This window comes from Tsuneonella sp. CC-YZS046, from assembly GCF_035581365.1.
In the GTDB taxonomy this organism is placed as follows: domain Bacteria; phylum Pseudomonadota; class Alphaproteobacteria; order Sphingomonadales; family Sphingomonadaceae; genus JAWKXU01.
The window spans coordinates 1324411-1351065 of sequence record NZ_CP141590.1 but is presented as its reverse complement, the minus strand read 5'-3'; the positions used below and the strand labels follow the sequence as shown (position 1 = coordinate 1351065).

Genomic DNA, 26655 nt, shown 5'->3' with positions numbered 1-26655 from the left:
TCTGGTCTTGGGTTTCAGGAGAAGCAGGGGGCATGTAATGCTGCGATGCCGCAATGGCAAACGCCATAATGCTTTCGGCTCCGGCAAGGCAATGGACAGAAAAGCGTGGTTCACCCCCTTGCGCCGGGGGGGCACCCGGACTAGTGCGCTCGCAAACGCGAAACCCAGCTCAGCGAGTCAGCTCCTTGGTCGACCTGTCCGAATATCTGCCGATCCTGATTTTCCTGGCGATTGCGCTTGGACTGTCGGCCCTGTTCGTGTTCCTGCCGATGGGCGTTTCCCGCCTGACCGGCAGTCACAATCCCAATGCGGAGAAGCTCAGCGAATATGAATGCGGCTTTCCCGCGTTCGAGGACCCGCGCAGCCAGTTCGATGTCCGGTTCTACCTGGTCGCGATCCTGTTCATCATCTTCGATCTCGAAGCGGCCTTCCTGTTCCCCTGGGCGGTAAGCCTCGATCTGACCGGATGGCCGGGCTGGATCACCATGATGATCTTCCTCGGCGAACTGGCCGTCGGTCTTGCCTATGCCTGGAAGAAGGGAGCGCTGGAATGGGAGTGAACGAGACTATCCCGGCTGCGCAGCCCGGCGACATTCGCCAGCCCGAGCAGGATTACTTCAACGCATTGTCCACCGAGGTGAACGACAAGGGCTTCCTCGTCACCTCGACGGAAGAGCTGTTCCAATGGGCGCGCACCGGCTCCCTTTGGTGGATGACCTTCGGTCTTGCCTGCTGCGCGGTCGAAATGATCCATGTGAACATGCCGCGCTATGATATGGAACGGTTCGGGGCGGCGCCGCGCGCTTCGCCGCGCCAGTCCGACGTGATGATCGTGGCGGGCACGCTGTGCAACAAGATGGCGCCCGCGCTGCGCAAGGTCTATGACCAGATGTCGGACCCCAAATATGTGATCTCGATGGGTTCCTGCGCCAATGGCGGCGGCTATTATCACTACAGCTATTCGGTCGTGCGCGGCTGTGACCGGATCGTGCCGGTGGATATCTATGTGCCTGGCTGCCCGCCCACCGCGGAAGCGCTGCTGTATGGCGTGATGCAGTTGCAGCGCAAGATCCGGCGCGTCGGAACGATCGAACGGTGAAGGGCGCTCGCTGAGATGGCTACAGTCCTGCATTCCGCACCGAAATTCACGCCGAACGACGGCGTGAGCGAGGCTTTATCCGTCGCTCTTGGCGACATGCTGGTGGAAGCGGCGGAAGAGCATGGCGAAATCCTGCTGACGGTTCGGCGCGACCGGATCGAAGATGCCCTGCGCTTGCTGCGCGATGAGCACGAATACCAGCAATTGATGGAAATCGCGGGGGTCGACTATCCGCAGCGGGCGGAACGGTTCGAAGTCTGCTATTGCCTGCTCAGCCTGACCCGCAATCATCGCATCATCGTCAAGGTGACGGCGAGCGAGGCGACCCCGGTTCCCACGGCGACCACGCTGTGGCCCAATGCCGGGTGGCTGGAGCGTGAAGTGTTCGACCTGTATGGCGTCGTGTTCTCGGGCAACACTGATCTTCGCCGTATCCTGACCGACTATGGTTTCGAAGGCCATCCTTTCCGCAAGGATTTCCCGCTGACCGGCTATCAGGAGCTGCGCTATTCCGAAGAGGACAAGCGCGTCGTCTACGAGCCGGTCAAGCTGGCGCAGGATCTGCGGCAGTTCGATTTCATGAGCCCGTGGGAAGGGGCAGAATATGTCCTTCCGGGCGACGAGAAGGCCGCCCAAACCCCCGCGCCGCCTCCGGTCGCGACGCCCAAGGCCACCGAAAGCCCGAAGCAGACCGGCGCCGGAGCGGCGGCCGACAAGGAAGCGGCCAAGGATACGCCGGCCAACCCGCCGGCCATGGACGAGAAGGGGGATGAGGCATGAGCGGATTCGCCCTTGAGCAGTCGCCGACCACGGGCGACGAGGTCATTACCAATTACACCATCAATTTCGGCCCCCAGCATCCCGCCGCGCATGGCGTGTTGCGGATGGTGATGGAGCTTGATGGCGAGATCGTCGAGCGGGTCGATCCGCATGTCGGCCTGCTTCATCGCGGCACCGAAAAGCTGATCGAGCACAAGACCTATCTCCAGGCGCTGCCCTATTTCGACCGGCTCGATTACTGCTCCCCGCTGGCGATGGAGCATTCCTATGTTCTGGCCATCGAGAAGCTGCTGAACCTCGAGGTTCCGCTGCGCGCGCAATACCTGCGGGTGCTGTTCGCGGAACTGACCCGCATCTGCAACCACATGCTCAACATCGGCTCGCACGTGATGGATGTGGGGGCAATGACTCCGAACCTGTGGGTGTTCGAAATCCGCGAGGATTGCCTCAATTTCTTCGAGCGCGCTTCCGGCGCCCGGATGCACAGCGCCTGGTTCCGCCCGGGCGGGGTGCATCAGGACGTGCCGCTCAAGCTGCTGACCGATATTGGGGACTGGCTCGACACGCGACTGCCCCGGTTGTTCGAGGACGCGATGAGCCTGGTGGTCGACAATCGCATCTTCAAGCAGCGCAATGTCGATATCGCCGTGGTTTCCAAGGATGATGCGGTGCGCTGGGGCTTCTCCGGCCCGATGATCCGTGGCTCGGGGATTCCGTGGGATCTGCGCAAGTCGCAGCCCTATGACGTATACGACCGGATGGATTTCGAGATTCCCGTAGGCACCAATGGCGATTGCTACGATCGTTTCATGGTCAGGGTCGAGGAAGTCCGCCAGTCCGCCCGGATCATGAAGCAATGCCTCGCCGAAATGCCGGAAGGGCCGGTTGCCTCTACCGACCGCAAGGTGGTGCCGCCCAAGCGGGGCGAGATGAAGCAGTCGATGGAAGCGCTGATCCATCACTTCAAGCTCTATACCGAAGGCTTCCACGTGCCTGCGGGCGAAGTCTATGTCGCCACGGAAAGCCCGAAGGGCGAATTTGGCGTCTATCTGGTGTCGGACGGCAGCAACAAGCCATACCGCTGCAAGATCCGCCCCACGGCGTTCAGCCATCTTCAGGCGATGGATTTCATGTGCAAGGGCCACATGCTTTCCGACGCCACCGCCATCCTGGGCGCCATCGACGTCGTGTTCGGGGAGTGCGACCGTTGAGCCGCCTTGCCATCGCCGAACGGATGATCGCGCATTACAATGCGCAGGACGCCGACGCCTATGTCGCGCTGATGACCGACGATGCCTGCGAGGCGGGCTATCGCGGCGCGGTCGTTCGGGAAGGCAAGGAAGGCACGCGCGAGGGTCTGAAGAAGATGTTCGCGGAATTTCCCGAAAACCGCGCCGAGGTCATCAAAGGATACGAACTCGGCGAATATGTCGTGCTGCATGAGAAAGTCTGGCGTTCCGCCGCTTCCGAGCCGTTCGAAGTGATGAGCGTCTACAGCTTCGAAGGCGACAAGTGCTCACGCGTGGAGTTCATTCGCTAATGGCCGACCGTCATCTCGAACCCGATACGCCGGAGTTGCGCGCGCGCTGGGGCAATTTCGCCTGGACCGCGGAGAATGCCGGGAAGGCGAAGGACATCGTCGCGCGCTATCCCGAAGGGCGCCAGCGTTCGGCGGTGATGCCGCTGCTCGACCTTGCCCAGCGGCAGGTCGGTGCCGAAACCGACACCCAGGGCTGGCTGCCGATCCCGGTGATGGAATATGTCGCCGCCTATCTCGACATGCCGATCATCCGCGTGGTCGAGGTCGCCAGCTTCTACACCATGTACAATCTCGTGCCGGTCGGCCGCTTCCATGTGCAGGTCTGCGGCACCACGCCCTGCATGTTGCGCGGATCGGACCAGATCATGGCCGCCTGCAAGGCGCGCGGGATGCATGTCGGCCATACCACGGACGATGGCCTCTGGACCCTGACCGAGGTGGAATGCATGGGCAATTGCGCCACCGCGCCGATGGTCCAGATCAACGACGACAATTACGAGGATCTGACCGCCGAACGGATGGACGCGGTGCTCGATGCGCTGGCCCGGGGCGATCAGCCCAAGAGCGGCACGCAGGAGCCGGGCCGCCATACCAGCGAGCCGCTGGGCGGGCCGACCACCTTGAAGCAGATGGTCACGGAAAATCACGATTATCGGGGGGAGTGGTAAGAGATGCTCGCCGATAAGGACCGCATTTTCACCAATCTCTACGGGTTCCAGCCCTGGAACCTGAAGGAAGCGCAGGCGCGCGGCGATTGGGACAACACCAGGGACATCCTGGCCAAGGGCCGCGATGCGATCATCGAGGAGGTCAAGGCCTCCGGCTTGCGCGGGCGCGGCGGCGCGGGCTTCCCGACCGGCATGAAGTGGAGCTTCATGCCCAAGGAACCCAATCCGGATCGTCCGGGCTTCCTCGTCATCAATGCCGACGAATCCGAGCCGGGTTCCTGCAAGGATCGCGAGATCATCCGCCACGATCCGCACAAGCTGCTCGAAGGCGCGCTGGTCGCCGGTTTCGCCATGGGCGCGCGGGCGGCCTATATCTACATTCGCGGCGAATATATCCGCGAGGCTGAAACGCTGTTCGCCGCGCGTGACGAAGCCTATGCCGCCGGCCTGCTGGGCAGGAACGCGTCCGGTTCCGGCTACGATTTCGACGTCTTCGTCCATCGCGGCGCGGGCGCCTACATCTGCGGCGAAGAGACCGCGATGATCGAAAGCCTGGAAGGCAAGAAGGGGCAGCCGCGTCTCAAGCCGCCGTTCCCGGCAGGCGCGGGCCTCTATGGCTGCCCGACGACCGTGAACAATGTGGAATCGATCGCGGTTGCGCCGACCATCATGCGGCGCGGCGCGGCGTGGTTCTCCAGCTTCGGGCGGGACAACAACAAGGGCACCAAGCTCTTCCAGATTTCCGGCCATGTCGACAAGCCATGCGTGGTCGAGGAAGAGATGAGCATCCCATTCCGCGAGCTGATCGAAAAGCATTGCGGCGGCATTCGCGGTGGATGGGACAATCTGCTGGCCGTGATCCCGGGCGGCTCGTCGGTTCCGTTGGTTCCGGCGGCGCAGATCATGGACGCGCCGATGGATTTCGACGGGCTGAAGGAGCTGGGCTCCGGTCTCGGCACCGCCGCCGTGATCGTGATGGACAAGTCCACCGACATCGTCCGCGCGATCAGCCGGTTGAGCCATTTCTATATGCATGAAAGCTGCGGACAGTGCACCCCGTGCCGCGAAGGCACCGGCTGGATGTACCGCGTGATGGAACGCCTGCGGATGGGCGATGCGGAGGTCGAGGAAATCGACATGCTGCAGCAGGTCACCAAGCAGGTCGAAGGTCACACCATCTGCGCGCTGGGCGATGCGGCCGCCTGGCCGATCCAGGGCCTGATCCGCCACTTCCGCCCCGAGCTGGAACGCCGGATCACCGAACGCCATGGCGCCCTGCAGGAGGCTGCCGAATAATGCCTAAAGTCACCGTAGACGGCCAGGAAATCGAGGTTCCCGCAGGCGCCACCGTGCTGCAGGCATGCGAGCTTGCGGGCAAGGAAATCCCGCGTTTCTGCTATCACGAGCGGCTGTCCATCGCCGGCAATTGCCGCATGTGCCTGGTCGAAGTGAAGCCCGGGCCGCCCAAGCCGCAGGCAAGCTGCGCGCTGCCCGCCGCCGATGGCCAGGAAATCCGCACCGACAGCGAAATGGTCAGGAAGGCGCGCGAAGGGGTGATGGAGTTCCTGCTCATCAACCACCCGCTCGATTGCCCGATCTGCGACCAGGGCGGCGAATGCGACCTGCAGGACCAGTCCATCGCCTATGGCCGGGGCGGTTCGCGCTATCACGAGCACAAGCGCGCGGTGACCGAGAAATACATGGGTCCGCTGATAAAGACGGTGATGACCCGCTGCATTCACTGCACCCGCTGCGTGCGCTTTTCCGAGGAAGTGGCCGGGGTGGACGAGATCGGCGCGCTCTATCGCGGCGAGAACATGCAGATCACGACCTATCTCGAAAAGGCCGCGAAGCATGAGCTTTCGGCCAATGTGATCGACCTGTGCCCGGTGGGCGCGCTCACCAGCCGGCCCTATGCGTTCGAGGCGCGGCCCTGGGAATTGAAGAAGACCCTGTCCATCGACGTGTCCGACGCGGTCGGTGCGAATATCCGGCTGGACAGCCGGGGCCGCGAAGTGCTGCGCGCGCTTCCGCGCGTCAATGACGACGTGAACGAGGAATGGCTCTCCGACAAGGGCCGCTACATGGTGGACGGCCTGACCAGGCGGCGGCTCGACAAGGTCTGGATTCGCAAGTCCGGCAAGCTGCAGCAGGCAAGCTGGGACGAGGCGTTCAAGACCATCGCCAAGGCCAAGCCGGGCAGCAGCGTCGCCGCGATAGCCGGCGACCTGCTCGATTGCGAAACCATGTTCGCGGCCAAGAAGCTGGCCGGCGCGCTCGGCTCCGATCTGCTCGAAGGGCGCCAGACCGGGCTGGATTACGACGTGTCCAATCTGGCGGCGGTGAATTTCAATTCGACGCTGGCCGGGATCGAGACGGCCGACGCCATCCTGATCGTGGGCAGCCATGTCCGCTGGGAAGCGCCGCTGGTGAATGTCCGCTTGCGCAAGGCGGCGAAGCGGGGCGCGAAGATATTCATCGTGGGGCCGGAATGGGAAACCACCTTCCCGGCGGTTTTCCTGGGCGAAGACCTGCCCGTCCTCAACGATCTTCCGGCCGCGTTGGCCGAAGCGCTGGAGAAGGCGGAGCGTCCGGCGGTCATCCTCGGCGGCGCTGGCCTGGCCAAGGGGGCGCTTGCGCCGCTGCTGGCGCTGGCGGGCAAGTTCAAGCTCGTGCGGGACGATTGGAATGGGTTCAACGTGCTGCACATGGCGGCAAGCCGGATGGGCGGCCTGATGCTCGGCTATGCGCAGAAGGGCGGGATTGCCGACATTGCCAGGGCCAAGCCGAAGCTATTGCTGGCGCTGGGCGCGGACGAGGTCGATTTCAGCCAGTTCGCCGACAGCCTCAAGGTCTATATCGGCCATCATGGCGACAAGGGCGCCCATGCCGCCGATATCGTGCTGCCGGCCGCCGCTTACAGCGAAAAGCCGGGCACTTACGTCAATACCGAAGGCCGGGTGCAGTTCGCCGACAAGGCGGTGTTCGCCCCCGGCGACGCGCGCGAGGACTGGACGATCCTGCGGGCGCTGGCCGATGCGCTGGGCGTGGACGTCGGTTTCGACAGTTTCAGCGAATTGCAGGCCGCGATGATCGCGGAAGTTCCCGCGCTGGGCGAGGAGGGGCTGGCGGATTACGGCGCGCTTCCCTCGGGCGGCGGCGCGTTCTCCGGCTCGATCGCCGGCTATCCGATCAAGGATTTCTACCTGACCAACCCGATCAGCCGGGCCAGTGCGGTGATGCAGCGCTGTTCGGCCGAACTGCTGCATGGGGAAGATCTGGCGGAGGCGGCGGAATGACGGCCTTCTTCCAGACCATCGGCATGAATTACGAATGGGCGTGGTTTGTCGCGACCATTTGCGGAATCCTGCTGATCGCCCTGCCGCTGATGCTGGCGGTGGCCATGATTATTTACGTGGACCGCAAGATCTGGGCGGCGATGGCCTTGCGGCGTGGCCCCAATGTGGTCGGCCCCTTCGGCCTGCTCCAGTCTTTCGCGGACGGTCTGAAGGTGTTCCTGCAGGAAACCATCGTTCCCAGCGCGGCGAACAAGGGCCTGTTCCTGATCGCGCCGATCATCACCTTCACCGTCGCCCTGATGGCCTGGGCGGTGATCCCGTTCAATTCCGGCGCGGTGCTGGCCGACATCAATGTGGGCCTGCTCTACATTCTCGCCGTCAGCTCGCTGGGCGTTTACGGCGTGGTGATCGCGGGTTGGGCGTCCAATTCCAAATATCCGTTCTTCTCCGCCATGCGCGCCGCTGCCCAGATGATCAGCTATGAAGTCTCCATCGGCTTCATCCTGATCTGCGTGGTGCTGTGGGCTGGGACCTTCAACATGAACGAGATCGTGAAGGCGCAGCAGGGCCATGTGTTCGGTTTCCTCAACGGGTTCGTCTTCAATCCGCTGCTGTTCCCGATGTGGGTGCTGTTCCTGATCTCCAGCTTGGCCGAGACCGCGCGCGCGCCGTTCGACCTGACCGAGGCTGAATCCGAACTCGTCGCCGGATACCAGACCGAATACAGCTCGATGAGCTTCGCGCTCTACTGGCTGGGCGAATATGCCAACGTGCTGCTGATGTGCACCCTCAACGCGGTGCTGTTCTTCGGCGGATGGCTGCCGCCGCTCGAACTCCCGTTCCTCTACTGGATTCCGGGCTGGCTCTGGCTGTTTATCAAGATATTCGCTTTCTTCTTCATATTCAGCTGGGTGAAGGCCACCGTCCCGCGCTATCGTTATGACCAGCTTATGCGGTTGGGCTGGAAGATTTTCCTGCCGATGAGCCTGCTCTTCGTGGTGCTGGTTTCCGGCTATCTTATGTTCACGAGGTACGGGGCATGAGCGTCGCACATTTCATCAAGAGTTTCACCCTCTGGGAATTCGTGAAGGCGCATACGCTGACCTTTAAGTATTTCTTCAAGCCGAAGGCGACGATCAACTATCCCTTTGAGAAGAACCCGCTCTCCCCGCGTTTCCGGGGCGAACATGCGCTGCGCCGCTATCCCAACGGCGAGGAGCGCTGCATTGCCTGCAAGCTGTGCGAGGCTGTCTGCCCGGCGCAGGCCATCACGATCGAGGCGGAGCCGCGCGAGGACGGCTCGCGGCGGACCACGCGCTACGACATCGACATGACCAAGTGCATCTATTGCGGCTTCTGCCAGGAAGCCTGCCCGGTGGATGCGGTGGTCGAGGGGCCGAACTTCGAATATGCGACCGAAACGCGCGAGGAACTGCTCTACGACAAGACAAAATTGCTGGCGAACGGGGACAAGTGGGAGCGGGCCATAGCCGCGAACCTTGAAGCCGATGCGCCCTATCGCTAGGGGCCGCGCCTGACGATGATTCAGACACTCGCCTTTTATCTCTTCGCCACTCTGGTCGTTGCATCCGCCACGCTGGTCATCATGGCGCGCAATCCGGTTCACTCCGTCTTGTGGCTGATCCTGTCCTTCTTCAACGCGGCCGGGCTGATGGTGCTGGTCGGCGCCGAATTCATCGCGATGCTGCTGGTCATCGTCTATGTCGGCGCGGTCGCCGTGCTGTTCCTGTTCGTGGTCATGATGCTGGACATCGACTTCGCCGAACTGCGCGCCGGCTTCATTCGCAATTTCCCGCTGGGCATCGCGATCGCGCTGGTCCTGCTGGCCGAGCTGGTGCTGGGGATCGGGGCATACCGGGCCGGGGCGCTGGAGCTTGGCACGCCGGACGGCACCGCCGCCGCCCCGCTGGATGTCAGCAACATCAAGGCGATCGGCGCGCTGCTGTATGGCCGCTACCTGTTCCTGTTCGAAACGGCGGGCATCATCCTGCTCGTCGCGATGGTGGGGGCGATCGTCCTGACCCATCGCCAGCGTTCGGACGTGCGCGGGCAGAACATCGCCAGGCAGGTGCGTCGCCGCCCGGACGAGGCAACCGTCAACACGCGGCCGGAAGTGGGCCAGGGGGTCAAGCTATGAGGGGGGCCAAGCTATGATCGGCATCGAACATTATGTCGTGGTCAGCTCGATCCTGTTCGTGCTCGGCGTGCTCGGCATTTTCCTCAACCGCAAGAACGTGATCGTCATCCTGATGGCGATTGAGCTGATCCTGCTCTCTGTGAACATCAATCTGGTCGCGTTCAGTGCCTTTCTGGGCGATCTGACGGGGCAGGTCTTCGCGATGTTCGTGCTCACCGTGGCTGCCGGCGAAGCGGCCATCGGCCTTGCGATCCTGGTGATCTATTTCCGTGGCCGCGGCTCTATCGCGGTCGACGATGTGAACCGGATGAAGGGGTAAGCCACCGTGTCATCCATTCCGATCATCGTCTTCGCGCCGCTGCTGGCCGCCATCATCGCGGGGCTGGGCAATCGCGCGCTCGGCAATACGGCGGCGAAGCTGGTCACGACCGGCGGGCTTTTCCTGTCCTGCGCGCTGAGCTGGCCGATCTTCATCCAGTTCCTCACGGGAAGCGCGGAGCCGGGCGTCACGCCGGTGCTGCAATGGGTGCATTCGGGCAGCCTGACTTTCGACTGGGCGCTGCGGGTCGATACGCTGACCGCGATCATGCTGGTGGTCATCACCACTGTGTCGGCGCTCGTCCACCTCTACAGCTGGGGCTATATGGAGGAGGACCCGGACCAGCCGCGCTTCTTCGCCTATCTCAGCCTGTTCACCTTCGCCATGCTGATGCTGGTGACGGCGGACAACCTCGTGCAGATGTTCTTCGGCTGGGAAGGGGTGGGCCTCGCGTCCTACCTGCTGATCGGCTTCTGGTTCCGCAAGCCCAGCGCCTGCGCCGCCGCGATCAAGGCCTTCGTGGTCAACCGCGTGGGCGACCTCGGTTTCATGCTGGGCATCTTCGGGACCTATCTGGTGTTCCAGACCACCTCGATCCCCGCGATCTTGGAAGCCGCGCCCGGCATGGTCGGCTCGACCATCGGCTTCCTCGGCTACCGCCTCGACACGATGACGGTGCTGTGCATCCTGCTGTTCATCGGCGCGATGGGCAAGTCCGCGCAGCTCGGCCTTCACACCTGGCTGCCCGACGCGATGGAAGGCCCGACCCCGGTTTCCGCGCTGATCCACGCCGCCACCATGGTCACCGCCGGCGTATTCATGGTCTGCCGCCTGTCCCCGATGTTCGAGGCCGCGCCCGCCGCGCTGGCCTTCGTCACCGTCATCGGCGCGGCGACCTGCTTCTTCGCCGCCACGGTTGGCACGACCCAGTGGGACATCAAGCGGGTGATCGCCTATTCGACCTGCTCGCAGCTGGGCTACATGTTCTTCGCGGCGGGCGTCGGCGCCTATGGCGCGGCGATGTTCCACCTGTTCACCCACGCCTTCTTCAAGGCGCTGCTGTTCCTGGGAGCCGGCTCGGTGATCCACGCCATGCATCACGAGCAGGACATGCGCTATTACGGCGCGCTGCGTAAGCATATCCCGCTCACCTTCTGGGCGATGATGGCGGGCACGCTGGCGATCACCGGCGTCGGCATCCTCGGCGTGTTCGGCTTCGCGGGCTTCTATTCCAAGGACGCCATCCTTGAAGCCGCCTTCGGCAGCGGGACCGAACTCGGCCGCTTCGCTTTCTTCGTGGGCAGCTTCGCGGCCCTGCTGACCAGCTTTTACAGCTGGCGCCTGATGTTCCTGACCTTCTGGGGCAAGCCGCGCTGGATCGAAAGCGAGCATATCCAGCATGCGGTGCATGACGCCCATGGAGAGGCTGGCCACGGACATGACGATCATGCGGGCGATGATGCTCATGCCTCTGCCCATGCCCCTAGCCATGCCCATGAGGATCACGGGCACGCCGACCATGCCGGCCACGGCGATGGAACGGGCGGCTACCACCCGCATGAAAGCCCCTGGACGATGCTCGCGCCGCTGGCGGTTCTGTCGCTGGGCGCGGTCCTGGCCGGCTTCGTGTTCCACCATGCCTTCATCGACGAAGCTGCATTCTGGAACGGCAGCATCTTCTACAACGAGCACCTGATCCACGCGATCCACGAAGTGCCGCTGTGGGTGAAGCTGACCCCGGGCATCGTGATGCTGATCGGCCTGGGCCTGGCCTGGAATTCCTACATCCGCAACACGGCGCTTCCGGCCGCCTTCGTCGCCAGTTTCCGGCAGCTTCACGCGTTCCTGTATAATAAATGGTATTTCGACGAACTGTATCACTTCCTGTTCGTGCGCCCTGCCTTCTGGCTCGGCCGCCAGTTCTGGAAGATCGGCGATATCGGCATCATCGACCGCTTCGGCCCGAACGGCGCGGCCTGGGCCGTGGCGAAGGGATCGACCTATGCCCAGCGGGTCCAGTCGGGTTATCTCTACAGCTATGCCCTGGTCATGCTGCTCGGGCTGGTAGGCGCCGTCAGCTGGGTGATGGTGCAGTGATGCGCCTTGCCTTGCCAGCCGGCCGGGGGGAGGCTCTCTCTTCCCTCGTCGCATGTCCGAAGAAAGGGCGGGGCCTCGCCGGCCTCGGTCCGAACGGGGTTTTCTAGTGGACGGTTTTCCAATCCTTTCCGTAATGCTGCTCGTGCCGCTCGCGGCGGCGGTGGCGTGCCTGTTCGCGGAGGCGAAGGCCGCCCGGACGATCGCATTGGCGGCCACGCTGGTCGATCTCGTCCTCGGGATCGTGCTCTGGGCCAATTTCGATATCGGCGGCGCGCAATGGCAGTTCGTGGAACGCGCGCCGATCTTCGCCGGCTTCTCGTGGGCCCTGGGCATCGACGGCATCGCATTGATGCTCATCATCCTTTCCGTGTTCCTGATGCCGATCTGCATCGGCGCGAGCTGGCTTTCCATCGAGAAGCGGGTCGGCGAATACATGGCCGCCTTCCTGCTGATGGAAGTGCTGATGATCGGCGTGTTCGCGGCGCAGGACCTGTTCCTGTTCTACATCTTCTTCGAAGCCGGCCTGATCCCGATGTATCTCATCATCGGTATCTGGGGCGGGCAGGACCGCATCTACGCCAGCTACAAGTTCTTCCTCTACACGCTGCTCGGCTCCGTGCTGATGCTGATCGCGATGCTGTGGATGGTGAACGAGGCTGGCACGACCGACATTCCGACGCTGATGGCCTATGACTTCCCGCCGCGCGCGCAGACCTGGCTGTGGCTGGCCTTCTTCGCCAGCTTCGCGGTGAAGATGCCGATGTGGCCGGTCCATACCTGGCTGCCCGATGCGCACGTTCAGGCTCCCACGGCGGGTTCTGTGCTGCTGGCCGGCGTGCTGTTGAAGATGGGCGGCTACGGTTTCATCCGCTTTTCGCTTCCGATGTTCCCGGAAGCCAGCGCGCAGTTCGCCTGGCTGATCTTCGTCCTGTCGATGGTCGCGGTGGTTTACACCTCGCTGGTGGCGCTGGTGCAGGACGACATGAAGAAGCTGATCGCCTACAGTTCGGTTGCGCATATGGGGATCGTCACCATCGGCCTGTTCGCCTTCAACGTGCAGGGCTTGGAAGGCGCGATGATCGTGATGTTGAGCCACGGGCTGGTGGCGGGCGCGCTGTTCCTTTGCGTCGGCATCATCTACGATCGGCTGCACACGCGGGAAATCGACCGTTACGGCGGGATTTCCATCAACATGCCACGCTATGCGCTGTTCTTCCTGCTGTTCACCATGGCCTCGATCGGTCTGCCGGGAACCAGCGGTTTCGTTGGGGAATTCCTGTCGCTGGCCGGGATCTATCAGGTTTCGAGCTGGGTCGCCCTGGTCTGCACCACGGGCATCATCCTGGGCGCGGCCTATATGCTTTATCTCTATCGCCGCGTCGCATTCGGCGAGCAGAAGAATGCCGATGCCGCCGCGATGCCGGATGTCGACAAGCGGGAGCTGCTGATGCTCGTCCCGATTGCCGCCGCGGTCCTGTGGATGGGCGTCTATCCCGAAAGTTTTCTGGCGCCGATGCGCAAGGACATCGCCGCGCTGGATGCGCGCGTCGCCCGTGCCGCGCCCGAGGGGGACGCCAAGCTGGCGATGGGCAAGCCCAAGCCGTCCGGACATGCCGAACATGATGCCCATGCCGCGCAGGGGGGAGCGCACTGATGGACTTTCAAGCCTCCCTTGCCCTGATCGTCACGGAAATCGTCCTGAGCGTTTCCGGGCTGGTCCTGCTGCTTGCCGCCGCCTGGTTCGGCGACAAGGCCAGCCGCGCGATCAGCATCGCCGCGGTCGCGGCGCTGGCCGCCTGCGCCTTTCTCACCGCGCCCGCGCTTTGCGGCGGCGCGCTGGGCGCCGATACGGTCGCCTTCGCCGGCCAGTTCCGCGCGGATGCCTTTGCGGCCTTCGCCAAGATTCTGATCTATGTCGCGGGTGCCGCCGCCCTGATGATCGCTCCCGCGTTTTTCGAACGGGCCGGGGCGATGCGCGCGGAATATCCGGTGCTGGTGCTGTTTGCCGTGCTCGGCATGGGGCTGATGGTGTCCGCCACGGATCTGCTGACGCTCTATATCGGGTTGGAGCTCAACAGCCTTGCCGCCTATGTCCTGGCGGCTTTCCTCCGCACCGACGATCGCTCGGCCGAGGCGGGCCTGAAATATTTCGTGCTGGGCGCGCTTGCCAGCGGCATCCTGCTGTTCGGCATGAGCCTGACCTACGGCTTTACCGGAACCACGAGCTTCGAGGGCATCCGGGCGGCCCTGTCCGGCGATCTTTCGCACGGTGCGCTGTTCGGCGTGATCTTCGTGCTGGCGGGGCTGGCCTTCAAGGTCAGCGCGGTGCCGTTCCATATGTGGACGCCGGACGTCTATGAAGGCGCGCCGACCCCGGTCACGATGCTGTTCGCCACGGCTCCGAAGGTGGCCGCGCTCGCGCTGACCATGCGGGTCACTCTGGATGCGTTCGGCGCGCAGGCGGACGCATGGCGCCAGATCGTCATCTTCGCGGCGCTGGCATCCATTATCGTGGGCGCGCTGGGCGCCATCGGCCAGGCCAATCTCAAGCGGCTGCTGGCCTATTCCTCGATCAACAATGTCGGCTTCATCCTGATCGGCCTTGCCGCCGCCACGCCGAAGGGCGCGTCGGCCATGCTGGTCTATCTCGCCATCTATGTGGCCATGTCGATTGGCGGTTTCGTCGCGGTCCTGATGCTCAAGGCAGCCGATGGCACTCCGCTCGAGGGCCTTTCCGACATCGCCGGGCTTTCGCGCAGCAAGCCCCTGCTCGCGCTCTGCCTTGCGGCCGTCATGTTCAGCCTTGCCGGGATTCCGCCCTTGCTGGGCTTCTGGGGCAAGTTCGTGGTGTTCCAGGCCGCCGTGGAGGCGAATCTGGTTCCCCTGGCGGCCATCGGCATCGCCGCTTCGGTGATCGGCGCCTTCTACTACCTCAAGGTGGTCAAGGTGATGTATTTCGACGAGCCGGCGGGCGCCGTGCAGGGCGGCAGCGACTGGGCGCACTGGCTTCTTCTCGCAGGTTCCGCGCTGTTCATTTCGCCGCTGGGCTATTTGCTGACCCGCTGGCTCGGCGCGCTCGCCGACAAGGCCTCGGCAGCCCTGTTCTTCGCGCCCTGAGCCGGATTTGATCGAGTTTGTTTCCGTAACCGGGTCCACAAACGCAGATCTCATTGCAAGGCTGCGGGGCGGGGAGCTTGTTGCGGAGGGCTACTGGCTGGTCGCCGACCGGCAGGATGCGGGCCGGGGGCGCTCCGGGCGCATCTGGCAGGATGGCTCGGGCAATTTCATGGGCTCCACCGTGGTGCATGTCGGCCCTCACGATCCGCCGCCGCCCACCTTGTCCTTCGTGGCGGCGCTGGCCTTGTATGACGCGGTTGCCGAATGTCTGGCGAATCCCGCCGGCCTCATGCTGAAATGGCCCAACGATCTGCTGCTTTCGGGCGCGAAGCTGGCGGGAATACTGCTGGAAGGGGAAGGACGGTCCATCGTGGTGGGAATGGGCGTCAATCTGGCGCAGGCCCCCGACCTGCCGGATCGCCGGACGATTGCCCTCAGCGTGCTTGGCCCCGCGCCGGATCGGGATATATTCGCCGCCGGGCTTTCGGCGCGGTTCGGCGCCCAGCTCGAAACATGGCGGGCCTTGGGCAAGGACAGATTGTTCGAACGCTGGCTGGCCATGGCGCATCCCATCGGCGCCATGCTGACGGTGAAGGAGCCGGATGGGCATGAGGCCGCTGGCGCGTTCGATGGGCTCGATCCGGACGGGGCGCTTCGACTGCGCTTGGCGGACGGGACCGCACGTGTCATCCATGCGGGCGATGTGATCGCCTGAAGGAGTGAACCCATATGCTGCTGGCGATAGATGCCGGAAATACCAATATCGTCTTTGCCCTGTTCGAGGGGCAGGAGATCAGGACGCGCTGGCGGATCGCCACGGACCCCCGGCGCACGGCCGACCAATATGCGGTCTGGCTGGTCCAGCTGATGGAGATCGAGGGGATTCGTTCAAGCCAGATCGATCAGGTCATCCTGTCTTCGGTGGTGCCTCGCGCGGTTCACAATCTCACGGTTCTCTCGGAAAAATACTTCGGCATCTCCCCGCTGATCGCGGGCGAGGGCGTGGCGCAATGGGGCATAGAGATCGACATCGACGAGCCGCGCTCGCTCGGTGCGGATCGCGCGGTCAACGCGATTGCGGCGCATACGAAATATCCGGGGGACCTGATCGTCGTCGATTTCGGAACCGCCACCACCTTCGACATCGTGGATTTCAATGGCGCCTACAAGGGCGGGATCATTGCCCCCGGCATCAACCTGTCGCTCGACGCGCTGGTGGGCAACACCGCCAAGCTGCCGCGAATCGCGATCGAAGCGCCTCGCTCCGACAGCGTTGTGGGGCGCAATACCGAAGACCAGATGCTGATCGGCGTGTTCTGGGGCTATGTGGCGATGATGGAAGGCCTGATCGCCCGTATTCGCAGCGAGATCGGCCGCCCCGCCAAGGTGATCGCGACCGGCGGGTTGGCGATCCTGTTCGACAAGCATACGAACATCTTCGACGCGGTGGATGCGGAATTGACACTGGAAGGGCTGGCGCTTCTGGCCGAAAGGGCGAGCCGGGCGTGAAAAAGGATTTTACGCCGGAAAAGGAGCTGCTGTTTCTTGCGCTGGGCGGCTCCGGCGAGATCGGCATGAACGTCAATCTCTACGGCTGCGACGGCAAGTGGCTGATGGTCGATCTCGGCATGTCGTTCAGCGGCAACGAATATCCGGGGGTGGATCTGGTCTTCGCGGATCTCGAATTCATCGAGCAGCGGCTCGACGACCTGCTCGGGATCGTGCTCACCCACGGGCATGAGGACCATATTGGCGCGGTGCCCTATTTCGCGGCGGATTTGGGCGTGCCGCTCTATGCCACCCCGTTCACCGCCGAACTCGTCCGGCGCAAGCTGCAGGAAGCGGGCGTGACGGACCTGGAACTGAACGTGGTCGAAGGCCCGGACAGCTTCGCGCTCGGCCCGTTCGACATCTCCTATGTGCCGCTGGCTCATTCGATCGCGGAAGGCAACGCCCTGCTGATCGGGACGCCCTATGGCACGCTGTTCCATACCGGCGACTGGAAGCTGGACGAGGAGCCTCTGATCGGCGAGCCGGCGACCGAGGACGAACTGGTCGAACTGGGCGACCAGGGCATTCTCGCGCTGGTCTGCGATTCCACCAATGTGTTCAATGCCGATGCGTCCGGCTCGGAAGGGGCCGTCTACAAGGGCCTGCTGGAGGAGGTCGGCCGCCATCGCGGCAAGCGGGTGCTGGTCACGACCTTCGCCTCCAATGTCGCGCGGCTCCAGACCCTGGGCGAGGTGGCGCGGGCGACCGGGCGGGAACTGTGCGTGGCCGGGCGGTCCCTCGACCGGATCATCGAGGTCGGACAAGCCAATGGTTACTTGCGCAACTTTCCCGAAGTTATCGATTTCGACCGCGCCATGGACCTCCCCCGTGGAGAAGTGCTGATTGTGGCCACGGGTGGCCAGGGAGAACCCCGTGCCGCCCTGGCGCGCATCGCCGAAGACAATCATCCGATAAGCCTTGAGGAAGGCGACGTCGTGCTGTTCTCCAGCCGCCAGATCCCCGGCAACGAATTGGCGATCGGCCGAATCCAGAATCGCCTTGCCGAGCGTGGGATCATGATGGTTACGGACAGGCAAAGCGACATTCACGTATCCGGGCATCCTGGCAGGCCCGAACTGGAAGCGCTTTATGGTTGGCTCAGGCCGCAGGTGCTGGTGCCGGTGCATGGCGAGATCCGCCATATGCAGGAGCAGGCGCGGCTCGGCAGGGCCAACGGAATCCCGTCGGCGGTATTCCAGAAGAACGGCGATATCGTGCGGCTCGCTCCGGGAAAACCCGGAAAGCTGGCCGAAGTCCGCGCCGGCAGGCTGGTGCTGGACGGTGACATCATTGTCCCGGCCGATGGCGAAGCGATCACGATGCGCCGGCGGATGGCGCGGGACGGCTTGCTGATTGTCGCCGTGGAGGATGCTCGCGGGACGGGGCAGGTCACGGGAATCGGCCTGCCGCTGGACGAGGACTACGACGAGTTCGTTTCCGAGGCGGAAGACGATGTGGCGGCTGCGATCGCCAAGCTCAGAGGGGGTGCCCGGAAGGATCGGGAAAGCGTGATGGAGGCGGCCCGGCTTGCGGCAAGGCGCGCCGCCCAGCGCTGGTGCGGCAAGAAACCGCAAGTGCGGGTCTTGCTGGCCGGGGAGTAGCTGCGATGAAATGGACTTCCATTCTTGCGATCTACTGCCTGTTCTGGGTGATGAGCGCGTTCCTCCTCTTGCCGTTCGGAGTGCGCACCCATGACGAGGCCGGCATCGAGAAGGTACCCGGCCAGGCTGACAGCGCGCCGGCGAATTTCCGCCCAGGCAGAATTTGCTTCGTTGCGACAATTCTGGCGGCGGTGCTGTGTGGCCTGTATTACGCGAATTACGTCAACGGCTGGGTCGGAGTGGACGACCTCAATTTCTTCGGTTCCCCGCCGGATATAGACCTGCAACCGCGCGCAGAACGGAACTGACAAGGCGCAGAACGGAACCCGGTCAGTTCCTGAGGCGCTCGATGCCTTGCGCAAGCGCGACATAGAGCTTGCCCATATCCGATGACAGCAAGGTCACGCTGAGCGCATGGCCATCCCGCGTCGAGAGCAATTGCCGAAGCATGGCTTCGAAGTCATGCACATACTGATTCACATGTCCGCGGAAATCGCTGTCCTGTTCATAGATCTGAGCGATTGCCCTGCTTTCCGAATGGTCGAGCAGCCGAACGGCCCGCCTGGTGAAAATGCCGCGGTCGCCCTTGAGATAGGATGACCAGGCCACATCGCTCACTTCATTGGACAGGGCCTTGCTGATGTCGATCGCATTGGAATTGAGCGATTCCGCGATGAGCGCCACACGGCGCGAAAAATCGTTGTCGAGCTGTTCTTCGGCACGCTGGCGCGCATGTGCAACACGCTTTTCCAGATGGCCGGCCAGTTCGTCCACCTTTGCAAGCTGATCGCGAAGCTGGATGGCGGCTTCGCGGCTGATGCCGCTGGCATGGGCGGCGCTTTGTTCCAACTGGCCGATGGCTTCCGTGGTGCGCACGCGCACCGCGCGGTCGATTGCCTGTGAAGTCTCCTCGCCGATCCGTTCGGCCAGCGTGCCGATCGTTTCGCGGGTTCCTTCGGTCAGTTCCGCGGCGACAGCCTTCGCCGCCTCGCGCAACTGGTCGATCGCCGCCTGCAACTGGCCCTGGTTGCGTTCCGCCAGATTCTGGCTTTCGGCAGCAAAACCTTGCAGGGCCTGCCGCAATGTTTCGACGGCATTGGCCTGATCCTGGGCCTCTTGCGCCATCCGCCTGTGAAAAGCCTCCGTTTCCTCCTGGCTGGCGCGACCGTCGCGCTGGGCGGCGAGCACATGCTCGGAAAGAGAGCGCCCTTTTTCTTCCGCTTCGATCAGCATCATGCGAAGCTGTTCGGAATAGGCATGGACCGCTTCGAGGCGGGAGTGGGCCAGCCCGATCGCTTCCGGCAGATCCTCGCGGCTATGCTCGGCGCCGGCCCGGATGATCTCGAGCAGGCGGACGCTGGCGTCGGTGAGTTGCGCGATCTGGCCGTCCGTTCCGTCCAATGCGGCGCGGCTTTCCGCGAGCTTTGCCGCCAAGGTGGCGATGGCCTGTGCCAGGCTGGCCTCGACCCGCTCGCCTTGCGCGGCGACTTCGGCCACGTGCTGCCCGATTTCGGTAATCCGCTCCGCCAGACGCTCCCCATGCAGGGCAAGCGCTTCCCCGTGATCGGCCTGATCCGCTCTCCGCCTTTCCAGCTCGGAATCGAGATGCGCAAGCTGGGTTTCAAGCCGCGCTATCGCTTCCACCTGATGCGCTTCGCTTTCGGCGTGGCGCTGATCCATCGCCGACAGAAATGTGCGGCTGCTTTCGGCCAGGCTTTCGTTGATGCGGATTGCTTCTTCTTCGAGGGCCGTGAGCCTTGCCTGGGAAGATTCCAGCGATGCGCTGTCGATCCGCGCGATTTCTTCGAGCGCGGCGCGCAGGCCGGTGCGCAGCCTTTCGACAGAGGCGCGCCACTGATCGAGCGCCTGCTCTTCACTCTGGCGCAATTGATCGGACAGCCCGGCGCCTTCCTCGCGGAGCGCGGCCAGCCGCGTCCGAAGCGCTTCTATCCCTTTTTCCTCCTGCTCCGCCAGGCTGGCGAAGCTGCCCGCCATATGCGAGGTCAAGGCTTCGGCGCGGCGATGAATGGCGGCGAGAGTTTCCACCTCCTGAGCGTCCAGCTGCGCGCGAAATACTTCGATCCGCTCGGTCAAGGCGCCGAAGCGCGCATCCGTAGCCTCGGACAATTTGCCGGCCTGGGCATCGAGCGCCGAAAGGGAGGCATCGATCTGGGCTTTCAGGGATTGAACCTGGCGTTCGCTCGCTTCGCCGAATTCGTTCAGACGGTGAAATCCGCTGACAAGGCTGTCCAGCTGACTGTGCGCGGTGCGGCCTGCATTGCCGATCTGGTTGGTGACATCGCGCGCCGAATTGGCAATGACCGGCAGCTCGCCCCGCAGGCGGTTCATGTTTTCCAGAGCCGTGGTGCTGACGGAAGCGATGGCATCGACCTGCTCGCCATTATGGGAAATCAATCCCGCCAGATGGTCGGAGTGCTGGGAGAGCCTTTCGCAGGCAACCCTGCCGAGGGATTCGATGTCGCGCGATTGGGAGGCGATGAATTCGCGCGCAAGGCTCAGTTCCCGGTTCACCGTGACCAGCCGCTGCTCCAGCCGCTGGGATTCTTCGGAAAGAGATCGCGCGGTGATGCCGAAGCGGACAGCCTCGCGATGGCTGTTGCGCATGGCGAGCAGCCACAAGGCCACTACAAGCAGCACGGGGATCGCCCATAGGCCGATCAAGCCCGCCCATCGTTCCGGGGAGGCGCCAGCCAGGATCGCGGCGCGATGCGCCCAAAGAAAGAATGCAGTCCAGCCTGCTACGGCTGCGACGGCAAGGGCGGGGATGATCCACCGGTGGCGCTGTGCCAGCAGGAAATCCTCTTCCTGGACCATCGTATAGGCCGCTTCTTCTATCGCATCATCGTCTTCTATCGCGTCCCTGAGTTCGAGCGGCTCAGGCCGTTCTCCCTCTGGCGAAAAAGAGCGTTCGGGCATTTCGGAATCCGGCCCGATCGATGCGATGCGCGTCCCTGAAGTCATGGCGACAGCATATCACGCCTTTGAAAGCGATAAACCCCGCTTTAACCTTCCTTCGCTAGGCGGATCGGATGGCTTATGAAAATGGGGCTCTCGACGCGACTTTTGCGGCTGCTGCGGGCGACGACGTTGCCTTGCTGGCCGAGTTGCGCCTTGCTTTTCGGGAAAGCCTGGAAAACCATATAGACCTGCTGCGCCGGGCCCGCTGCGACGGCAACTGGAATGTGGCGGCAATGCGGCTCAAGGGGCTGGCCAGCAGCTTCCATGCGGAATCGCTGATCGAATTGGCGGAAGAGGCGCTCGAATTGGCCCCCGGCGACCCCACGGTGGTGCGCAGATTGCAGAATTTCCTCGACGAATTTCCCGGCTGACACGCTATTTCGGCATTGAGTTGCTTGGCAGGAGGCACGCGCCTGCCTAGATTGCGCGAAATTTCGGGAGCCTCTGCGGGTGCGTGTCGCCCTTCTTTCCATGACCATACCGAGCGACGGCGCCGATGGCGGTTATCGCGCTTCCATCGAGTTCGCGGGGCGCAGCATCGCCTTGCGCCAGCTCGATCTCGCGCTCGCGCTGGGTTGCGAGCGAATCGTCTGCCTGGCCGATCACCTGCACCAGCCCTTGCTGCCGCTACAGCATCGCTGCGAGGCCGCGGGTGCAAGATTTCATGTAGTGACCGGCCCCCGGCCTCTGGTGGGGCTGCTGCGCGCCACGGATGAATTGCTGGTGCTGGCCGAAGGGCTGCTCCCTCTCGAAAGCTCGGTATTCGAGCTTTTTTCAAAGTATAGCGGCGTTTTGGTCCTGCCGGCTGAAACGGGGATACCTGCGGGTTTTGAACGGGTGGATCTCAATCATGCCTGGGCCGGCGCCCTCTCCATGCCGGGCCGATTGGTCGAGCGGCTTGCCGAGCTTCCGCCCGATTGCGATGTGATCGGTTCGTTGCTGCGGATAGCGCTCCAGTCCCGTGTGCCGGAAATTCCTCTGCCTGATGCCGTTCTCGCGGAAGGCAGATGGCCGCTGGTGGCGCGGCAGGAACAGGCGGCGGCGCTGGAGCCTTCATGGCTCAGGCGCCACTTGCCGCAGACGGCCGGCTTTTCCCCCTTTTCCTCTCTCGCGAAAATTCTGCTTTCCACGTTCGGCGTAGCCCTGTTGCGTCGTGGCAGGCGGGTGGGAGCCTATCTGGCGATCGCGCCCATTCTTGCGCTGGGCGGCCTTGCGCTGGGATTGGGCTTTTCCCCCGCGCTGGGCTTCCTGCTCACGGTGTTGTCGTTCATTGCCGCCCAGTTCGCATCGGGCCTGTATCGCCTCGAAGCGGCATCGCGCGATGCAGGCGTCGGCCACCCGCTGCTGGAGCGGGTGCAGGTATGGCTGCTCGATGGCTGCATCGCGGCAATCGCCGCCTGCGCGGTTCAGGCCGGGCAGGGCGAATTGCGTGATGGCATTTTCGCGGGCATCGCATTGATCGCGCTCCTGCGGCTCCTGGCGACGATCCTGCCTGCCACCTGGATAGCCCTTGCAAGTGATCGCGGGGTGCTGGGGCTGGCGCTTGCCGCCGCGGCGGCCACGGGCACCATCCTGCCGGTGGCGCAGCTCATCATCGTGGCCGGGCTTGTCGGCGGCGTCGTGATTCAGCACCTTCGACAAAGATAACGCAGGCTTAACTACAAGCTGATATGGCGTGGGAATGATGGAAGCCGCCACGACCGAACTTGCCGACGATTCCGTGGAATTCGCGCTGCGCGAAGAACTTGCGCGCGGCGATGAGCTGATTGTTTCGGCCAAGCAGGTGCTAGGGCATCTTCTGGCCAATCACGATCGTTCGATTTTCAGCGATGCCGTTCTCGCGCGCATCAGGGGCATGCTGTCGCATGTGGAGAGCCAGTTGCTGACTTTCCTGGCCGAGAAATCCGGAGTGGAGGATCGCGGGAACTTCGTCGAACAGAGGTCAGGCCCTCTGAAAGCGGTGCTTGCGTCCAACGCAGTGGCGCTCACCCATGCGCATTCCCTGGCGATCGAGTGGCAATTGGCCGAAAGATTGCAGCGGAGCGGGGGGCTGGACCCGGTATTGTCGCCCATGCTGCAACGCCTTGTGGCGTCGGACGATGCGGATAATGCCGAGATTGCGATGGGCTTTCTGGCCTCTCAGGCGAGGTTCGTCCAGCAGCAGCGGCGGATGGAACTGCCGCTGACGGAATTGCCCGGCGATCTGCTTCACGGAGTGCTGCAAGCCTGGTCGGCCGTCGCGTCCGAAGCGGATGCCGAAGCCGTCACGGCGGTCGAACGGGATTTGCGCAATGCCTTTGACGAAGGACGCAGCCGGCTTGGCCTGATGGCCCGGCTTGTCACCGGCTTCAAGGAGGGCGCCGCGAGCGGATTGAACATTTCCGATTCCGGCGTGGCATTGTTCCTTACGTCCATGGCGCTTGCATCCGGGCAGGACCGGCGGCTTGTCGCTCTTTCGACGCATGAGGATCAATTGGCCCGGCTGCTGCTGTCCCTGCGGTCCGCTGGACTGGAACGGGAAGCGGTGTTCGCGCAGCTTGCGGTGCTGCATCCCGAAATTGCGATTCCGGATGGAATGGAGATTGTCGGCCCGGATCGCGCGGCGGAGCTGCTTTCGGATTCCTCGATTGCGCTGGCGGAGGCGTGATATGACAGGTGGAGGTTCCATTCTGGTGCGCGCAAGAAGCGATGCGGATGATCGCCTGCTGGAAGCCGATGAACCTTTGGCCACCTTGCAACTGCGTTGCGGCGGGCAGATTCCCGGCAGCATCGCAGTGCCCGAACTGCTGGCGCTGGCGCGTAAGTCGCGGCATTACGGGCTTCGCCTTGCCCGCGCGATCCAGGCGCAGGATGGGGAAGAACTGATTACCGCATGGGTCGAGGTCCAGCCCGCAGAGGATGGTTCCGGCGGCTGCCGGATCGCTATCGCCAACTGGCAGACATCCTTGTTGCGCGCGGAGGACATTGCCGCCCATGCGGAACGCCGGGCGATAATCGATCGCCACCTCGCGGAACTCACCGTTCGCCTGGATGCGAGGCAGAGGATTCTGGTGGTGGAAAGCTCCGCCCCGGAATTGGCAGATCTGGCCGCCCGGATGCAGGCCGGGCGCGGGCGCTACTGGACGGATTTCGTGGAAATTGCCGGCAGCGCGCATCGCCAGCCGCTTCATTGGCGCCTTCTGGACGGAGCCTTCCTGCAATTGCCGGGATCGGATCGCAATTGGCGGGCCAGCCTGATTCCGCTGGGGTGGCCGGATGCCGGAAGTGCGGGCTTCGAATTGAACCTTGTGGCCGAGGAGCCGCCGCCGGAGGCTTCCGCCCCCGCCAGATCCGCGCAGCGCCCGGCTGCCGCCATCGGCCGCGAGGTGGCCCCGGTTCTCCGGCAGCCGATCGCGCGCATCATTGCCAATGCGGAAACCATCCGCACCCGGCTCGCCGGTCCCCTGGCGGACGAATATAGCGATTATGCGGCCGATATCGCTTCGGCGGGCCAGCATCTGCTCGCCCTGCTCGACGACCTGTCCGATCTCGAAGTGGTGGAGGCGGACGATTTCTCGACCAGCCCGGACAAGATCGACCTGGCCGATGTCGCCCAGCGGGCCGCGGGTATCCTCGGTGTGCGGGCGCAGGAACGCAACATCCGCGTCGATCTGCCCGATAGCGATGAATCCGTGCCCGCTATCGGCGAATTTCGCCGCGTCCTGCAGATTTTGCTCAATCTTCTCGGCAATGCCATTCGCTACGCGCCCGAAGATTCCCAGGTCTGGGTGCGGGCGGAGCAGATGGATGGCCGTGCGCGAATAGTCGTCGCCGATCAGGGCAAGGGACTGTCGGAGGAAGATCAGGCCGTGATCTTCAACAAGTTCGAGCGGCTGGGCCGGAGCGGGGACGGCGGTTCTGGCCTCGGGCTTTACATCTCCCGGCGTCTGGCGCGGGCGATGCGCGGAGAGCTTTCGGTCGAAAGCGCGCCGGGGCAGGGCGCGCGCTTCATCCTCGAATTGCCGACGGAAGGCTGAGCGGCTCTATCGGGGAAGGACCAGCCGGAGCGTCCGGCTGGCCGTATCGCGATGCCGGACCTTCGACGCATCGCCGCACGCCGGAAAGCGCCGGCGCCGAGAACGCAGTCGGAAAGGCCCGGTTACAGGATCGCTTCAGCGCTTGTCGACCGGCACATAATCGCGCTGGGTCGGGCCGGTGTAGAGCTGGCGCGGCCGGCCGATCTTCTGGCCTGGGTCCGAGATCATCTCGTTCCACTGCGCCACCCAGCCCACGGTCCGGGCAAGGGCGAACAGCACGGTGAACATCGTGGTCGGGAAGCCGATCGCCGACAGGATGATGCCCGAGTAGAAGTCAACGTTGGGGAACAGCTTCTTCTCGATGAAATAGGGATCGCTCAGCGCGATCTCTTCAAGGCGAAGCGCGGTTTCGAACAGCGGATCGTTGACCTTGAGCGCTTCGAACACCTCGCGCACGGTGGACTGCATCACCGTGGCGCGCGGATCGTAGTTCTTGTAGACGCGATGGCCGAAGCCCATCAGGCGGAACGGATCGTTCTTGTCCTTCGCGCGCTCGATATAGTGCGGAATCTTGTCGGGCGTGCCGATTTCCTTGAGCATGTTCAGCGCGGCTTCGTTCGCGCCGCCATGCGCCGGGCCCCACAGGCAGGCGATGCCCGCCGCGATGCAGGCGAACGGATTGGCGCCCGACGATCCGGCGAGACGCACGGTCGAGGTCGAAGCGTTCTGCTCGTGATCGGCGTGAAGGATGAAGATCCGGTCCATCGCCTTCTCCACGGCCGGAACCACTTCATATTCCTCGGCCGGAACCCCGAAGGTCATGCGCAGGAAATTGCCGGTATAGGACAGCGAATTGTCTGGATAGACGAAGGGCTGGCCCACCGAATATTTGTAGGCCATGGCCGCGATCGTCGGCATCTTGGCGATCAGGCGATGCGAGCTGATCTTGCGGTGCTGCGGATCGGATATGTCGGTCGAATCGTGGTAGAATGCGGAAAGCGCGCCGACCACGCCGCACATGATGGCCATCGGGTGAGCATCGCGCCGGAAGCCGTGATAGAACGCGGAAAGCTGCTCGTGCAGCATCGTGTGACGGGTGATGGTGCGGGTGAAATCGTCGAGTTCCTGCTGGCTGGGCAATTCGCCATTCAACAGCAGGTAGCTGACCTCCATGAAGTTGGAGCTTTCGGCGAGCTGGCCGATCGGATAGCCGCGATGCAGCAGAACGCCTTCGTCGCCATCGATATAGGTGAGAGCGCTTTCGCAGCTTGCGGTCGAGGTAAAGCCCGGATCATAGGTGAACATGTCCGTCTGGGCGTAGAGCTTGCGAATGTCGATCACATCGGGTCCGACCGATCCCTGGAGGATCGGCATGTCCCACTCACCCCCCTTAGCGCTCAGCTTTGCCTGATTATCCGCCAACTCACTATC

Annotated in this window: 25 protein-coding genes; 23 read left to right on the top strand and 2 right to left on the bottom strand. The window is 63.5% G+C overall.

Annotated elements, in window-relative coordinates; genetic code table 11:
• Window positions 1–185 precede the first annotated feature (185 nt).
• Genes U8326_RS06685 through U8326_RS06595 form a run of 19 tightly spaced genes read left to right on the top strand, consistent with a single transcriptional unit; the run spans window position 186 to window position 18537 of the window.
• Complete coding sequence (locus U8326_RS06685) at window positions 186–560, top strand: NADH-quinone oxidoreductase subunit A (RefSeq protein WP_324743123.1); 375 nt, start codon at window positions 186–188, stop codon at window positions 558–560.
• Entirely contained in the window at window positions 551–1099 is a 549-nt protein-coding gene (locus U8326_RS06680) for an NADH-quinone oxidoreductase subunit B family protein (protein WP_324743122.1), read from the top strand. The genes U8326_RS06685 and U8326_RS06680 overlap by 10 nt, the downstream gene beginning before the upstream one ends.
• 15 nt (window positions 1100–1114) lie before the next feature.
• Entirely contained in the window at window positions 1115–1879 is a 765-nt protein-coding gene (locus U8326_RS06675; RefSeq protein WP_324743121.1) for an NADH-quinone oxidoreductase subunit C, read from the top strand.
• On the top strand, window positions 1876–3090 hold the full coding sequence (locus tag U8326_RS06670; protein ID WP_324743120.1) for an NADH-quinone oxidoreductase subunit D: 1215 nt from the start codon (window positions 1876–1878) through the stop codon (window positions 3088–3090). Before U8326_RS06675 ends, U8326_RS06670 begins: the two co-directional genes overlap by 4 nt.
• 23 nt (window positions 3091–3113) lie before the next feature.
• Complete coding sequence (locus U8326_RS06665) at window positions 3114–3419, top strand: nuclear transport factor 2 family protein (protein ID WP_324743540.1); 306 nt, start codon at window positions 3114–3116, stop codon at window positions 3417–3419.
• Window positions 3419–4087, top strand: a complete 669-nt coding sequence (locus tag U8326_RS06660; RefSeq protein WP_324743119.1) for an NAD(P)H-dependent oxidoreductase subunit E — start codon at window positions 3419–3421, stop codon at window positions 4085–4087. The genes U8326_RS06665 and U8326_RS06660 overlap by 1 nt, the downstream gene beginning before the upstream one ends.
• A 3-nt stretch (window positions 4088–4090) precedes the next feature.
• Window positions 4091–5383 carry an NADH-quinone oxidoreductase subunit NuoF gene (gene nuoF, locus U8326_RS06655; RefSeq protein WP_324743118.1) on the top strand — a complete coding sequence of 431 codons (1293 nt, stop codon included), beginning with the start codon at window positions 4091–4093 and terminating at the stop codon, window positions 5381–5383.
• The gene (gene nuoG / locus U8326_RS06650) at window positions 5383–7386 is read left to right on the top strand and encodes an NADH-quinone oxidoreductase subunit NuoG (RefSeq protein ID WP_324743117.1); all 2004 of its coding nucleotides are present in this window, start codon (window positions 5383–5385) and stop codon (window positions 7384–7386) included. Before nuoF ends, nuoG begins: the two co-directional genes overlap by 1 nt.
• Window positions 7383–8429: an NADH-quinone oxidoreductase subunit NuoH gene (gene nuoH, locus U8326_RS06645; RefSeq protein ID WP_324743116.1), complete on the top strand. Its 1047-nt coding sequence runs from the start codon at window positions 7383–7385 to the stop codon at window positions 8427–8429. The genes nuoG and nuoH overlap by 4 nt, the downstream gene beginning before the upstream one ends.
• Window positions 8426–8911, top strand: coding sequence for an NADH-quinone oxidoreductase subunit NuoI (gene nuoI, locus U8326_RS06640; RefSeq protein WP_324743114.1), 486 nt, complete (start codon window positions 8426–8428; stop codon window positions 8909–8911). The genes nuoH and nuoI overlap by 4 nt, the downstream gene beginning before the upstream one ends.
• A 15-nt stretch (window positions 8912–8926) precedes the next feature.
• A complete protein-coding gene (locus U8326_RS06635; RefSeq protein ID WP_324743113.1) occupies window positions 8927–9544 on the top strand; it encodes an NADH-quinone oxidoreductase subunit J in 618 nt (205 codons plus the stop codon).
• Window positions 9545–9557: 13 nt separating this feature from the next.
• Window positions 9558–9863, top strand: coding sequence for an NADH-quinone oxidoreductase subunit NuoK (gene nuoK, locus U8326_RS06630; RefSeq protein WP_324743112.1), 306 nt, complete (start codon window positions 9558–9560; stop codon window positions 9861–9863).
• A 6-nt stretch (window positions 9864–9869) separates the two neighbouring features.
• Complete coding sequence (nuoL, locus tag U8326_RS06625; RefSeq protein WP_324743110.1) at window positions 9870–11960, top strand: NADH-quinone oxidoreductase subunit L; 2091 nt, start codon at window positions 9870–9872, stop codon at window positions 11958–11960.
• 52 nt (window positions 11961–12012) lie between these two features.
• Window positions 12013–13614: an NADH-quinone oxidoreductase subunit M gene (locus tag U8326_RS06620; protein WP_324743109.1), complete on the top strand. Its 1602-nt coding sequence runs from the start codon at window positions 12013–12015 to the stop codon at window positions 13612–13614.
• A complete protein-coding gene (gene nuoN, locus U8326_RS06615; RefSeq protein ID WP_324743108.1) occupies window positions 13614–15077 on the top strand; it encodes an NADH-quinone oxidoreductase subunit NuoN in 1464 nt (487 codons plus the stop codon). The genes U8326_RS06620 and nuoN overlap by 1 nt, the downstream gene beginning before the upstream one ends.
• A gap of 7 nt (window positions 15078–15084) precedes the next feature.
• Window positions 15085–15792: a biotin--[acetyl-CoA-carboxylase] ligase gene (locus U8326_RS06610; RefSeq protein WP_324743107.1), complete on the top strand. Its 708-nt coding sequence runs from the start codon at window positions 15085–15087 to the stop codon at window positions 15790–15792.
• Between the two features lie 14 nt (window positions 15793–15806).
• Window positions 15807–16586: a type III pantothenate kinase gene (locus U8326_RS06605; protein WP_324743106.1), complete on the top strand. Its 780-nt coding sequence runs from the start codon at window positions 15807–15809 to the stop codon at window positions 16584–16586.
• Window positions 16583–18229, top strand: coding sequence for a ribonuclease J (locus U8326_RS06600; protein ID WP_324743105.1), 1647 nt, complete (start codon window positions 16583–16585; stop codon window positions 18227–18229). Before U8326_RS06605 ends, U8326_RS06600 begins: the two co-directional genes overlap by 4 nt.
• A gap of 5 nt (window positions 18230–18234) precedes the next feature.
• Window positions 18235–18537 carry a DUF1467 family protein gene (locus U8326_RS06595; RefSeq protein WP_324743104.1) on the top strand — a complete coding sequence of 101 codons (303 nt, stop codon included), beginning with the start codon at window positions 18235–18237 and terminating at the stop codon, window positions 18535–18537.
• Between the two features lie 22 nt (window positions 18538–18559).
• Here the strand turns inward: U8326_RS06595 and U8326_RS06590 are convergent, their stop codons facing one another.
• Window positions 18560–21211 carry an ATPase gene (locus tag U8326_RS06590; protein WP_324743102.1) on the bottom strand — a complete coding sequence of 884 codons (2652 nt, stop codon included), beginning with the start codon at window positions 21209–21211 and terminating at the stop codon, window positions 18560–18562.
• Between the two features lie 68 nt (window positions 21212–21279).
• Between U8326_RS06590 and U8326_RS06585 the strand changes: the two genes are divergently transcribed.
• The 4 genes from U8326_RS06585 to U8326_RS06570 all read left to right on the top strand — a co-directional run bounded on the left by U8326_RS06585 (window position 21280) and on the right by U8326_RS06570 (window position 25224).
• Entirely contained in the window at window positions 21280–21579 is a 300-nt protein-coding gene (locus U8326_RS06585) for an Hpt domain-containing protein (protein WP_324743101.1), read from the top strand.
• A 100-nt stretch (window positions 21580–21679) separates the two neighbouring features.
• Window positions 21680–22855, top strand: a complete 1176-nt coding sequence (locus tag U8326_RS06580) for a hypothetical protein (protein WP_324743100.1) — start codon at window positions 21680–21682, stop codon at window positions 22853–22855.
• A gap of 34 nt (window positions 22856–22889) precedes the next feature.
• Window positions 22890–23855, top strand: a complete 966-nt coding sequence (locus U8326_RS06575; protein WP_324743099.1) for a hypothetical protein — start codon at window positions 22890–22892, stop codon at window positions 23853–23855.
• Between the two features lies 1 nt (window position 23856).
• Entirely contained in the window at window positions 23857–25224 is a 1368-nt protein-coding gene (locus tag U8326_RS06570) for a sensor histidine kinase (protein WP_324743098.1), read from the top strand.
• A 135-nt stretch (window positions 25225–25359) separates the two neighbouring features.
• On the opposite strand, the gene U8326_RS06565 is transcribed toward U8326_RS06570, so the two are convergent.
• The gene (locus U8326_RS06565) at window positions 25360–26646 is read right to left on the bottom strand and encodes a citrate synthase (RefSeq protein WP_324743097.1); all 1287 of its coding nucleotides are present in this window, start codon (window positions 26644–26646) and stop codon (window positions 25360–25362) included.
• Window positions 26647–26655: the final 9 nt, after the last annotated feature.